The organism is Sphingobacterium puteale, assembly GCF_003627955.1.
GTDB lineage: Bacteria > Bacteroidota > Bacteroidia > Sphingobacteriales > Sphingobacteriaceae > Sphingobacterium > Sphingobacterium puteale.
In genome coordinates this window covers 18864-32248 of the sequence record NZ_RBWS01000008.1, presented here as the reverse complement: position 1 = coordinate 32248, position 13385 = coordinate 18864, and the positions used below count along the sequence as shown (strand labels likewise).

General features: G+C 39.9%; 8 protein-coding genes. 1 reads left to right on the top strand and 7 read right to left on the bottom strand.

Annotated elements, in window-relative coordinates:
- The first annotated feature begins 148 nt into the window (after positions 1 to 148).
- Positions 149 to 2488 (top strand): hypothetical protein, encoded by a 2340-nt coding sequence (locus D7322_RS10985; RefSeq protein WP_147430371.1) that lies wholly within the window; start codon positions 149 to 151, stop codon positions 2486 to 2488.
- Between the two features lie 58 nt (positions 2489 to 2546).
- Here the strand turns inward: D7322_RS10985 and D7322_RS10980 are convergent, their stop codons facing one another.
- From D7322_RS10980 to D7322_RS10950, 7 genes are read right to left on the bottom strand one after another with little or no spacing between them, the layout of a single operon-like run.
- On the bottom strand, positions 2547 to 3926 hold the full coding sequence (locus D7322_RS10980; RefSeq protein WP_121124163.1) for a discoidin domain-containing protein: 1380 nt from the start codon (positions 3924 to 3926) through the stop codon (positions 2547 to 2549).
- A 17-nt stretch (positions 3927 to 3943) separates the two neighbouring features.
- Positions 3944 to 5707: a LamG-like jellyroll fold domain-containing protein gene (locus D7322_RS10975; protein ID WP_121124161.1), complete on the bottom strand. Its 1764-nt coding sequence runs from the start codon at positions 5705 to 5707 to the stop codon at positions 3944 to 3946.
- 6 nt (positions 5708 to 5713) lie between these two features.
- Positions 5714 to 7723 (bottom strand): M60 family metallopeptidase, encoded by a 2010-nt coding sequence (locus tag D7322_RS10970; RefSeq protein ID WP_121124159.1) that lies wholly within the window; start codon positions 7721 to 7723, stop codon positions 5714 to 5716.
- An 18-nt stretch (positions 7724 to 7741) separates the two neighbouring features.
- The gene (locus D7322_RS10965; protein WP_121124157.1) at positions 7742 to 9481 is read right to left on the bottom strand and encodes a LamG-like jellyroll fold domain-containing protein; all 1740 of its coding nucleotides are present in this window, start codon (positions 9479 to 9481) and stop codon (positions 7742 to 7744) included.
- 18 nt (positions 9482 to 9499) lie between these two features.
- A complete protein-coding gene (locus D7322_RS10960; protein WP_121124155.1) occupies positions 9500 to 11095 on the bottom strand; it encodes a DUF5008 domain-containing protein in 1596 nt (531 codons plus the stop codon).
- A 15-nt stretch (positions 11096 to 11110) separates the two neighbouring features.
- Entirely contained in the window at positions 11111 to 11845 is a 735-nt protein-coding gene (locus D7322_RS10955; RefSeq protein ID WP_245971320.1) for a hypothetical protein, read from the bottom strand.
- Positions 11846 to 11857: 12 nt separating this feature from the next.
- Positions 11858 to 13375 carry a RagB/SusD family nutrient uptake outer membrane protein gene (locus D7322_RS10950; RefSeq protein ID WP_121124153.1) on the bottom strand — a complete coding sequence of 506 codons (1518 nt, stop codon included), beginning with the start codon at positions 13373 to 13375 and terminating at the stop codon, positions 11858 to 11860.
- Between the last annotated feature and the right edge of the window lie 10 nt (positions 13376 to 13385).

Sequence of the window (13385 nt, the reverse complement as noted above, 5' to 3'; positions counted from 1 at the left end):
AATTTTTCACCGAAAACAATGCAATCGATTGATTGATATTTATTCTTTAATAAAAAATTAATTTCCGTACCTTAAACGGTACAATACTTTTTAGTGTTGTAAATGCTATAAAATAATCCTAAGCGAAAACCATTTATAAATTATGATCATGAGATATATTATCTTGTTCCTTCTATTTATACAAATAAACTTCAGCCACGCACAGAGCAACAGTATTTACCTGCATACAGATAGGGATTACTATTTCCCCGGCGATACAGTATGGTTTAAAGGTTATGTTTTGGAAGAAGGTCTTCTTTCGAAAAATGTGTTTAACCTCTACCTCAAATGGGCAGATGAACAGGGTAAAGAATTCCAGCAGGCCGTAGCAATGGTTTCGCAAGGTATTACAGCAAGTCACTTTGTTATTCCTCCAGCTTATCAGGGAAACGAGCTATTTATCAATGCCTATACAAATGATCCGGACTGTCCACTCCGCCGACCATATTTTAAAAAAATCGGCATACTTCAATTGGGAAAGCCTATTCCAGAACAACAATCTAATTTTCCTAAAAAAGAAAGAAGCTACAATCTATTTTTTTATCCTGAAGGGGGGTTATTATTAAGCAACATTTCGAATCAGCTTACGATCAAATGTATGGACGGCAATGGAATTCCTGCCATGGCCAAAGGTAGTCTGACGGATGATCAAGGGAAGTTTTTAGGTGATTTCCAGACTGACGGGGCAGGACTTGCTATGATCTATTTTACCCCGAATTTGACAACGAATTATTTCATCGAATGGACCGCTGCGGATGGAAACATTCGAAAAAACAGCTTACCCTCGGCAAAATTGGGCTGTAAAGCAAGCCTGATAACGGAGAATGATCAAACTGTCATCCAATTACAGACCAATATCGATTCACAATCTGTACGTATTGAAGCCAACCTACAACAACGTTTTCTTTTCAAAGAACAAGTCCATCTGACTAAAGGGAAAAAAATTAATATTCCGCTTCAGAATAATAGTTTGGAGTATGGACTTTTACAAGTTAAAGTCAACAATACTTCAGGTCAATTACTTTCTTTGCGAACATCCATCATTGGACAGGAACAAATCCTGCTCAGGCCAGAGGTTTCTTTACAACGGGGTGAAGGTGAAAAATCCGGGAATAGGCTCCAATTACAGCTTCCAATAAAAGAATCTGCAAAATTATCAATTTCAGTCACGGATATTGATGTTCCGATAGATAGCAACGAAAGTATATTGACCGATCTATACCTTAAACCATTAGCCTCAGACAATTTAATCGCACCTCAAGTTTACTGGAACAAAAGCAAGAATAGAGACAGTTATATTCAGAGTGTGAACTGGTTTCGAGAAATCTGCTATAGCGATAAGCAATTCTATAAAGATACATTACTTATTTTAAAAGGCCAGATAATAATGCCAAAATACAGATGGGCTAAGTTTTATGAAAGCTACCGAAACCTATTGAAGAAGGAGGAAAAATCCAAGGGCGTTGACCGAGGAGCTTCTTTCGGTTATCAGGATTTTGGCTCATCACGCATGAAATACCAAGAAATCGGTTTTGATTCCCTCGGCAGATTTAGTATCCCCAACTTAATCATTTTTGATTCCATAGAAACCAAATTTAGCCAAATCTACCGTCGGTTAAAATTTGAGCCGTTTTCTGTTCGTTATACTTTTGCTAATCCGCAACAGCTCCGACGTCCGGTTTATATTGCTGACAGCCTACCACAAAGAGATTATAAAACGACAGATTTAATTCAACTTGAAAGCTTTGCCCCAAATTTCACTGTTGACGCAAAGGGACAGCGCAGGCTAGCAACTGTTGTCGTCCATAGAAGTCGATTGCAAAGAGAGCAAGAGCGCGTCCAAAAAAGATTTTATATGGCAGATGTTCCGACCAATGTAAAGCCCGATGCAGTGATATATCCAGCACTTGATAGCAATGTGATTAAACGCTCGTATGATATTAGCGATTATATACGGAAACAACTCAAAAGTTATAACCCGCAAAGAAACACCAAAATCTATATCAATGGAATAGAGCAGAGCTTTACTAATTTTGAATCCAATATTGGTGATAGTGGGCTTTTTGAAGACGCGGCTAACTTTCCCATGGTAAAATACTACGCGAGTTTACCTCAGGCAAATAATCAGCCAGCTATTCTTCTGTTTCAGTCCTCAGCAGATGAAGTCGACCGTGAGATTGGCAAGACAGTGGATGAGCAGACCCTTATGGGGTACATGCCTATTACACAATATACCAACGTAACCTACGAAACCACAGCCAAGAAATTTAATAGCCCCAAAGATTATCGACCAACGTTATATTGGAATGCCTTTGCCACGATCGAAGCGGGAAATACATCAGGACTTTTTACCTTTTTTAATAATAGTCGAGCGAAGGGCTTTTGTATCACTATTTCAGGTGTTACTGAGTCGGGAAAGGTTGTTTACTATAGAGAGGTATTTAAATAAAGATGTTGAATACCGAGCTTATAATGCAAATATGTAAGCTCGGTACTCAACAAAAAGACTAATATCCAAACGCGCTAAATTCACCTAAATGTGTAAAAGCATCGCCCTGATTTTTCGGTGCTGTCATTGTAACCCGAACATATCTCGCTTTAACTGTTTTGGGCAAAATATAGTCTTGCCAACCATCATTTGATGGATTGAACTCAATATCTTTTGCAACGGTGGCAAAATTATTGCCATCAACTGATACTTCCACATTATAACGTACAAAGCCATTGTCTTTATTTTTTCTACGAATCATACTGATTTTAGAAACAAACCTTGCTCTGCCGAAATCTATTCTAAACCAATGTGGAAATGGAGCCGGTGTACCCCAATCGGAATGCCAATAGGTATCTGTATTATTATCAATTAATGCAGCAGCTCCACCACCATCTCCCGCTTGATTGTCTGACACGGTAGCCGTCCAGCTAGCTTTATCGGCAAATTCTTTCGGCGGCAAAATGACACCATCAAAGGAAACAGAAGCACCTTCTTTTCCCGTCAAAGTAACATGTACATTTGTCGGATTACCTTCAAGAAGTAATTCTCCATCTCGATCACTCGTAGAAATCTGGGCTATTTTCGAACTTCCATTCCATGTGTATTCTACCTTTACAGTTACTTGCTCTCCTAGCGTGTTTGTCCAAGCAGTAATAGCATTTTTTTGTCCACTATAGTAATATGCAAAAGAAGGAACCAATGTCTTATAGGGCAAAATTCCTGGTGATGTTTCTACAAGTTTTGTTTTTGACCTGTTCAATGCCGCATCGGAAATTGTAATATTAAAATCTATGTTTTTTGTATCATCAAAAAGTTTATCGACGATCAACACATCAGACTTCGAATTCTCACTTTCCAGCTTTCTGTTCTCTCCATTTACAGTATAATTGATCAGGTACTTAAATGTTTTTTCAGAAGTGTTTGGGAAAACAAATTTTACTCCACCGTCAACTTTGTCTGTCGCAACATTGGCCAATTTATAATCTACCTCATAAGGACGCGGTGTCAGTTTGACGCCTGTTACTTTGGATGCAGTTGCATCAGCTGTAAGGTATTTTAGTGCGAAATCATATTCCTTTAATTCGTCTAAATGAATGATTGTTGGTTTGGCAAAATCAGTCACTTCAACCCGTTTCTCTCCTCCATCGACATAACTAATCTGTGCTTTGGCGACACGGTCACTTAAAGCTGGCCAGTGAATCTCTATATTTTGGTTAAAGGCAGAGACCAAAGTCAAATTCGTTGGTTTCGCAGTGGGGCGTGTTTCAGTCACAATCACTTCTTGTCCCTCCTGTTTAGGGAAAACCAGTTCTTCTTCCTTACAGGCATAGAATGAAAGCAGCAAACCTGCAAAGAGAAAACTGCGCCGTAGATTCATTTTAGGTATTCTTTTCATTTCAAAGGGGTAATTAGTTAAGGCTTTAGGAACTCTACTTCATATTTATTTAGGAATACTTGTCCTTGAAGATTCCAAGTACGTTGAGTTTGAATTTCCAACCAATAAAAAATTTGAGTAAACATATCCTCAGGCTGAATCAAAATCGCATTTGGATCCACATAAGGAAGATTATTACCACTCAACACGGTTCTCGAAGCTCCCTGTGCTTCTATATCCGGATTACCAGTAATCTTATTCATAAATTTATTGTTGACCAAGCTTTCCATCGGCCAATAACCAATCAGACCAGAGCCAGCGAACTCAGCATCAGGAATACCAACACGAGTCGCATTCTTCTTAATCGCAGCCTCATCCAATGCCTTATTGTAAATATGTACATCACATAACTGCATATCAACAGGGCGGCCCGAAAATATATAAGGGAAATACCCAAAAGTCAAGCCTGTCGTCGATAGGGCTTTACTCAGGTTGAGTGTCGCACTACTCGCCTCCCCCGTCTTCAAACCATTCACATATACCTTAACTGTAGGAACATTATTAATCGTGGAGACAACTGCAGCAATATGTGTCCATTCACCTGCAGAGGATACCGGCCCCATTCCAGGCTGTACATTTGTACTACCATCTGCCAAAAAGAAGGTTAACGCATTTCCCGATTTAAAGAATGCCCAACCCGAAGTAGAGCCAGTTCTTGCTGCATTCTTGCCTAAAAAAGGAGCATTAGAAGCATAATCGAAAGCACCATTGGTTGGATTCATTTTCACCTTTGCATCGACCGTAAACTCTCCAGTTTTCGCAACATCATAAATTGTTTCATTCGGTAGGACAGGATTATTCCGTCCTCTAAAAGCTATTGGATTATAGTAAGTATAGCTACTTTGCCCAGCATCATAGAATCCGAAAAAACGCATCGATTTAATCATCTCGGTCTTAAGCTCCAATTGTTTGAAATTGTTATTCTGAAATATCGTGAAGGTATTTCTTTCTGCAAATGAATCGCCGCCATATGACTTATCAACACCACCATGATTACTCGTCAAAATAACCAGCCAATCTTCAGTTTTATAATTTGTTCTCGCTTTCAATGCGGTAAGAATCTCGCCAATGTAACCATCTACTTTCTTTACGGCGTCAACATACCCCGTTTGAGATGCAGAAAAGCCATATTGCTCGCCTGCTGTAAGCACATCCTTAAACTGTACAATAGCAATACCAGGATTCTTCTTTGCCAATACTTCAACCACTTGTTTCTTTACCGCTTCGTCGGATGTGGCATCAAATGTCTCATCTGCACTTACGAGCAATTTCGTATTAATTGCCTGATCACGGGCGACAACAAAGGATTTCGTGGTAGGAGCAAGTGTGGAAATACGGTACAAAATAGAAGGATAACCTACTGGAGTAGCATGGGGATTGTTTTCATTTGGTTTAGGAATATAGGAATCGTCCTCTATCCCATGCATGTCCGCAGAGACACCACTCATCATTGTCATCCAAGTAGCCGCGTTTTTTGTGTTATTATTCGCAACAGATTCAAATGTATATTTACTTGTCTTCAAAAGCTCCGCAATATTTGTCGGCATAATTTTCTTTATTTCAGCACCTACTGCACCATCAATTGAAATAAAAAGAACTTTTCTTTTCACTGTTCCATCTCCAACTTGCTCTAAATCCTCATATACAGCTGGGGGATTTTCATATTTAGTACAACCTACCCAAACCGTTAATATCGCCAAAGCGCATATCGCTACTTTAATTCGATTAAAATATCTTTTCATAGTCTTTTATATATCGTAAAACACTCCTAACTCCGCTAGTGCAACATGGTTTTCTCCACTCAGATTTTTCTCCGGAAATGAGAATTTCATATATTGTGCCTCCACAATTTTATCGAAAGTGAACTCTCGCATCACATTTCGTTGTGCGGTTGTTTCCGAAGATTTGGCTAGATCATATGTCCCCATGTCCACCCAGTTCCTATTATCTTGACTGATACGTACAGTGACTTTTGTTGCATAGGTATTATTCTGTCTATTCTGAATAAAAAATCCTTTAAATGCATTAATTGTCTTCATATCTATCATAATTTCTACCGGCAAATTCGTTGCAACACTACATCCGGAATAGCATGTATGCCAATATGTATCAGATTTTCCATCTTGCATTGCATCAATTTTACCCGTACTCTCACCTGTAGCAGTGGAGACGTTCGATGTATAAACAAAAGCAGCTCTCGGAAGGCTGTACTTTGTGGGCAGAACCTCGTCTCCTCCGGTAAAAGTCAGGGGATTATAATCCCAAATTTTATTCGCCATAGGAGGGTACAAATTACGCATCTCCCGTTTTGCGGCGGTACTGATTGGAATACCCCAAGCAAAAAAGAAACGCTGGAAGTCCTTACCCGTAAAATGACATAATTGTCTGAAGAAATAATCTTTTTTCGCTTGATCCAAGGAGGTGAAGAAATTTTCATTTCTTGCTTTACTATAAATGTAAGGGAAGAAATCCCAGCCAGACTGGCCGTTTTTTCCTTTCACTTTATCAAATATCTGCAGAAATGGGGTTAGGCGGGCAAATGGATCATCTGCATCAAGCCCATAACCAGCAGGAAATGGTTTGAATGTCTTAACTTCGTTATAGGCAGCAAACTTCAACGCTCCTGGGATAGACGTTTTTAAAGCAGGATGAAAATCAATTCGGTTAGTCTCACCTCGATTTCGGGCCGCATTAAAAATAAAAAGATTATTTGTTGTTTCACCTAAGTCAGACCAGCTCCAAGACGATCCCGCTTGATAGTTATGTCCTACCTCATGATAGGTTCCCCATGAAGTTCCTTTTTTTATGGTATTCGGGTTTGTCAATTCATCCAACCAATATTCATCTTCCTGCATGATCCATGGACTTCCGCTATGGGCATAACCGAGGGAAGGGTGAATATCCATCACTCCGCGCTCCCATAAGCTTGGGTAACGATTTATTGGGTTAGCGGCAGTGGGAGAAAGACCCATCCAGTTGTAATAATCCTTTTCATACGAATCATCCCAAAGCTGCAAAGCCTCATCCACATGATCCATCTTACCTGATTGAATCATCTTTACGACAAGCGAGCGAGGAACTGAAAATGCTGTTCTTTTGCCAATAAGATCCATCCAAGGCACATCATTAGCCAAAACCTGCTTCTGCCAATCCGAGACCGTCATTTTTCCAAGGACAAAATCATTGGCTTTGGTCGCTCCAGATATTTTTAAGTTAACAGGAGTTGGTCTTGTTTTTTGACTAATAATCCATAATGTACCACCATAAAGATTACCGACATAATTATTTCCTGGAAATAACTCTTTTCGGGTATAGATAATGGCATCACGTCGTGGAGCATCTTTACCTGTAATGTTGTCCGTATGTACACCAATCTGTGCTGTTAGGCCCACTACCCCAGCAGGGACAGTGATTCGAACATTTTCTCCTGCGGGCGCATATAACCCGGTACTGTATATTGGTGATGGTGTATAACTTACTTTGTATTGAAAATCACTGATATATTCTCGGTCTATCAACAAGGACAATGTTGTATCCTGAATACGTCTCACATTTTCGCCTACAAGCCCCGGATAGATACGGGCACGATGGTATAAACTTTTATCCGCCTTCCCCATGGTTGTATCTGTCATAATGGGAGACTCTGTTTCGTCTCCTTGCTGATAGCCATCCTTAAAATCGAAGCCTTCTTTACCACAGGAAGATACTAAAGCGATCATCCCGGCAATAAATCCAAATACTATATATCTTTTATTCATAATGGTCTATTCTATCGGTTAATTTCTTATTTGTGCATAGTTGGGGCTCCAGCTTTTGCCATCAAGATTCCAGGCACTTTCCACTGTGATTCCTAACCATTGATAAATCATAAAGGGAACATCCACCGCATTGGGAACCTGACGAAAAAAAGATTCTCCGATTGGCGGCTGAAAAAATGGCACTATTTCATTGAAACTAGTCCAAGAAGTAGGGCCTTTAATCGTAAAATCATTTCCTTTCCTTGTCTTCTCTGTTAATTTACTTGTATTTACATCATCATAACCTGGCCAATATCCTTGTAGATTATTCCAAAACGGATAAGTATTATCAATGTGAGTAACACCGCCATACCGTTGTACCTCCTCCAGTGTAAATGCTCTATTATAAATCTGAAGATTACATATTGAAAAATCTGCATCCGGATTGCCATTGCCTTTATTATAACCAATCTGCAAAGGGACCGAATTATCCAAGGAATTATTATTCTTCACCTGCTGTTGAGAAAATTTCCCAGACACAGAACCTGTAGTTCCATCCGTGTATAAATAAATAGAATCCTTTTCCCCGCTCCTTTTGATAACAGTCGTTAAGGCATGCCATTTCCCATCGTTGACCTTTGACCCGAAAGCCTGATCGCATATTGGACTATTGAATCCCCAAGCGCCATATTCAATAAATAGATTCCAGCCTGGAGAACTTCCTGAAAATGCAGATTCTCGTTTAGCTAAAAAAACAGGATAAATATATTCCTCGTCTGGAACATTAAACTTGAAGAACAAGGTAATTGTCCAATCAGACCCCACTCCCATATTAAACTGATTCGCATCGGCTAGCGAAGCTATCACTTGATTATTTGATGCATAGGTATAACGTGTTGCTGCGCCCACAAAAGGCACATCTTTGGAACTAGGTCTTGGTAAAATCTTACGTGCAAATTTAGGGGAATACATCAGCGTGTAAGTCGCACGTTTGGCATCACCAAATGCCGTAAAATCTGTTACGGGATCCTTGGAATCGCCGCCTCTACCAGAGGTCACAATGACCAGCCAATTTTCATTGATATAGGACTTACGGGCCTTAATCGTATTGACGAGCTGCTGAACTTGCTGATCCATTTTCTTGATTGCATTGACATACGCTGTGGACTTGTCCGAATATTCAGCGCTCGCTCCGGCTTTGTCTACATCCACCAAATGCACTACGTTTAAATCCGCCGAATCAGTTGCCAGACCTTTATTAGCAGCCGCCAGAACCGTTTCGTCTGTAGCACTCTTTTCCAAATGGGCGTCTTTTCCCAGATAAGTAGCATAAGTAGAAGAAGATGTGTACAGACTGGAAACTTGTTTCCCCTGAACAGATTTCAACCGGCTGAATATAGTCGGGTAAGCCGCAACATTCAATGTCGATAGATCATTGGATATTACCTTATTTTTATTCGCATTTACACCTGTGAGCAAGGATGATACAACTGCTTCATTGGTCATTTGAAAATCAGTAGTTGGATCAGCAAGGCTACCGTAGGTGACCATACCATTTCGGGTCATCTCAATGAGATTGGTCGGCTCGAGGGATTGCACCACAGGCCCCGACAACCCATCTACAATAACCATTAAAACTTTATCCCTATTCTCAGGGCTATCTTTTGCCTCCTGAAAATTCTGAAGCAGATTTGGAAAATCTTTATTGCAGGCCGCTAGAAGCAACACTCCGCCCGTACAGTAGATTATTTTTTTGATGAGTTGAATATATTTTTTCATATCTGGTTCTTTTTGAGGTTATTCTTTGACTTCCAATCGGAAGAAATTGCCAACGGTTTTTTTTCCATATTGGCTGATGCTCCCTCCTATTAGTAATGCTGGTAAACCCAAGGATGATTTTGTCTCCACCACTTTCCGGATAGCTCCAGAAAAAGGGGCCTGACTGTTGTACTTCTGTAACAGCGAACCATCTTTTTCGAGAATCAACATATTGGTCCGGCGCACGTTGTTGTAACTTTCCATCGTGCCATCAATGATTACCCGGCCATTGTTCAATACCTGTGCAAAGGTGGGAATGCCATTGCCTGCATCCTGAAAGACAAACTGATCATCTACCGTACCATCTGTATTTAAGATCGCGGCTCCATTAACTTTACCATTAGCTCCTAGGCCCTTAAAAACTCCCGCAATAGCAATTTTCTTTAACTGCTCATTGTAAGTGATCTTCAAAATCCGATCTATTGTGCCGGCTAGATTAAAAGAAGGATCTAACGTGCCGTCTTTCTTAATACAGGCGATTCCCGGAACCGCTTTACCATTATAGGAAGTAAATGCACCGACAATAACCACACGGTCATTATCAATTAAGGCAGCGTCCATAATATTGCCGTTGGCACCTTGGTTTTTAAATGCGAAGGTAGAATCCAAAGATCCATCTGCCTTCATCCTGATCACATTCTTTGCCTCAGTCAATAAATACCGTCTATTATCCCTCGACGAATAGGTATAATCAATTTTATAATAATCCTTAAAGTTCCCTACCGCAACAACCATATTGTCCGACACCGCAAAAACTTTTAAAGGTGCGTTTCCAAGAATACCACCATTAAATGCTGAAACCGTATCACGTGAGTTTCTTGGATTGTCTGTTGTATTAACAACATCCACAATCATCGTATCCAGTTTTCCGTCTGTGTTTAGTTTGGCGATATTATTAACACGGCGTTTGTCAAAAGTTCCGAATGGTCCACCAATGACAAATTTACCGTCCGTCATTTTCGTAACGGAATTTATGCCACCACCACCTGAGGCCCCTTCTCCAAAAGTCATCGTAGTCGCTGACTTACCATTTGCGTCAATAAAATGGATACCATTCCGAAACACTTTTTTATCGACAGCCTCATTTTCGAAATTGATAAACGATCCGGTCACGATATAGCCACCTGCATTGGGCAGAATATCACTTACTGCAAAACGGAAACCATTCACCATACCATAATTCTCATCCAAGGACGCATTCCCTTCAATATCCAGTCTAGGCCCATAAAATACCTGTCCATCTACTTCAATTTTTGCGTTCCCGGATGATATTTCTGCTGGGACTTTTATCGTGACCAGTGAATCTTTTGCGGTAATAACTTCAACCTTTGTATCATTGACTGAAAAATTGATTTTCCCGAGATAAGGCTTAATTCCTTTCACATAAAAATCCACTAACTCTCCGGGTTTTGCTATTTCTGGGTTGGCATAACTCGTGTAAAACCCGACGCCTAATGACTCTTTTCCGCCAGCATAAGGATCTGTACCTAATGCAATGTCTTTTGAGCAAGAAGAGAAGCCAAGCGCAAGAACTAGCATCGCATACCAAATTTTGTCTAATTTTATTCTTTTCATAATCTGTCAGTCAAATCAGTTTTTAGGTAAAATACCCTGTACCATTACATCTTCAGCAAATAACTCACTACGAAAACCAAGTGCATGTTTTGAAAATTGCAACACATGCAACACCCCATTCGTTGGCTGAATATCTGAAGTGGCAACAGGAGCTGTAATAAAAGGGATCAGATAGTCCTCTAAGCCCGGGATACTGAACGGATAATTGAAATACAATTGTCTGTAACCCGCATATTTAATAAGTTGATTATCATTTGCACGGACATCATTATAAAATACACCAATATTCATTTCCGTATTGTCAAATGTTTTATAAACCCCGCCCGGATAAGAATCCAATTTCAATGTATCCAATTGCCCAAAATCTTTTGCTACATATTTTCCTTTGAGAATATACCGCGATAGGTATTTACGCCAGATCTCAGGCTTAATTTGATCAAAAGAGGTGACGGAATCCTGTCCGGAACGAAAAAGGGCCTCGTTAAGTAACCACACCGATTTCATAATGGATGGATCCGGAGGAGCGAAGAAAGTAACTTCCTCATTTTGCAACACCACATCCAATTTGGCTATTTTAAGCGCAACAGTCAGGGTATCAAAAAGATCAGGCCTACTCTCTAGATATTGCCATATCGTCCCCTTGTATTTTGGGTCGTGAACCCCTGTATCCAAATAATCCTCTTTTTTACAAGCGTTTAACACGAGTCCTATGAATAAAATAAATGTCCCTATTTTTAAAAAATTCTTCATCGTTCGTTCCTTTTAGTTCCAATAATTGTTTAAGCGCATATATGGATTATTTACCAAAGCAGATTTATCGATCGGCCATGTCCAGCCGCCGCCATTAAAAGCACCTACCGACATTGGAGCTGGGGTATACTCCGAATTAATAACCTTTTTCGTACGCACCAGATCATAATAGAAGTTTCCTTCACCGAGCAATTCGCGAACACGTTCCCACCAGATCGCATCTTTAAGATCATCTCCAGATTCCATAATATCAGCTGCCTCAGCGCGTTTGCGAATCACATTGACCACGGCCCGGGCCTCTTCATCCCGATTTAATTCCGCCAATGCCTCAGCGCGAAGGAGTATCGGATCCGAATAACGGAAAATCATCTGATTATCATCCGGGTTGTTGTCTTCGCCTTCCTCCATAAATACATTGGCAAATTTTAGGCATTGAAAATCGCCATTTGTAGCATAAATATCATCGTCAAACCAATATGTTTTACGCAGATCTTGTTCCGCAGGTGGGTACATTTTCTCCATAAATTTTGGATCATAATAGATATATGATTTCGTTGTCACTTTATTTGGCGCATGTAAAACATAATCTGAATAGGAAGCAGAAAGATGAAAACTTTCGCCATAATTGAAATTCTGAACAATTTCAAATAAACCTTCTTTGGTACGACCTTTAAAAATATCCTTTGTACGAGTTAGACTCAATAAAGTATATGCACCGCCATTCTCTTCCATCAGTTCCCGTCCCATCGAAGCGACTTTTTCATAATAAGGAGCCTTATCCTCATTAGCAAAACCTGCTATCCACATATTGACATGCATATTGAGCGCCAAGGCACTGCCCCGCATAGCCTTTACTGCTACAATCGATGGATCGTCATATGTCCATGGTAAGTCTTTGTAAGAAGCATCCAATTCTGCAGAAACATTTCTTAAAACTGTAACCATATTGGTACGTGGCAATGGATCTGTATTGACATCCGTATAATAAGGGACATCACCGTATAAGCGCACCATAAAGAAGTAAGCTAACGATCTTAGGAAAATCGCCTCTGCTTTATACGCCTTTTTCTGTTCTTCAGACAAAAAAGGCATATCCTTATTATCGATCTGATAACAGATGATATTGGCATTTTGCACCATTTTATAGAAATTATTCCATTGCGTGATGCGGGGAAATCTGAAATAGGAAAAATTATCATCCTGATTTTCATCACTTCTGGTCAAAATACTGTTTAAATTATTCTGTCTTAACAGTGAGATATAGTCCCGTCCGGCCCCTGAAGTTGCACTTGTTCGATTAGTAGGCGCACAACGCAGATCGCCTGACGCAGGAAAAAAGATATTGGTCATGGTTGCCTCTCTGAATGTGGAATAGATCCCGCCCATATATTGCTCCACATCGCCTTTGCTTGTCCAATAGTTGTTACCTGTCAATTTATCGATCTGTGTAATATTCAAAAAGTCTTTACCACAGGACAGCAAACTTAAACTTGCACCTAGCAAAAATGTATATATAAATGTTCTTTTCATGATTTGATCA

Coding starts and splice junctions, on each gene's coding strand:
- D7322_RS10955 (WP_245971320.1), bottom strand. CDS start 11,845: ATGAAGAATTTTTTAAAAATAGGGACATTTATTTTATTCATAGGACTC.
- D7322_RS10950 (WP_121124153.1), bottom strand. CDS start 13,375: ATGAAAAGAACATTTATATATACATTTTTGCTAGGTGCAAGTTTAAGT.
- D7322_RS10960 (WP_121124155.1), bottom strand. CDS start 11,095: ATGAAAAGAATAAAATTAGACAAAATTTGGTATGCGATGCTAGTTCTT.
- D7322_RS10970 (WP_121124159.1), bottom strand. CDS start 7,723: ATGAATAAAAGATATATAGTATTTGGATTTATTGCCGGGATGATCGCT.
- D7322_RS10975 (WP_121124161.1), bottom strand. CDS start 5,707: ATGAAAAGATATTTTAATCGAATTAAAGTAGCGATATGCGCTTTGGCG.
- D7322_RS10965 (WP_121124157.1), bottom strand. CDS start 9,481: ATGAAAAAATATATTCAACTCATCAAAAAAATAATCTACTGTACGGGC.
- D7322_RS10980 (WP_121124163.1), bottom strand. CDS start 3,926: ATGAAAAGAATACCTAAAATGAATCTACGGCGCAGTTTTCTCTTTGCA.
- D7322_RS10985 (WP_147430371.1), top strand. CDS start 149: ATGAGATATATTATCTTGTTCCTTCTATTTATACAAATAAACTTCAGC.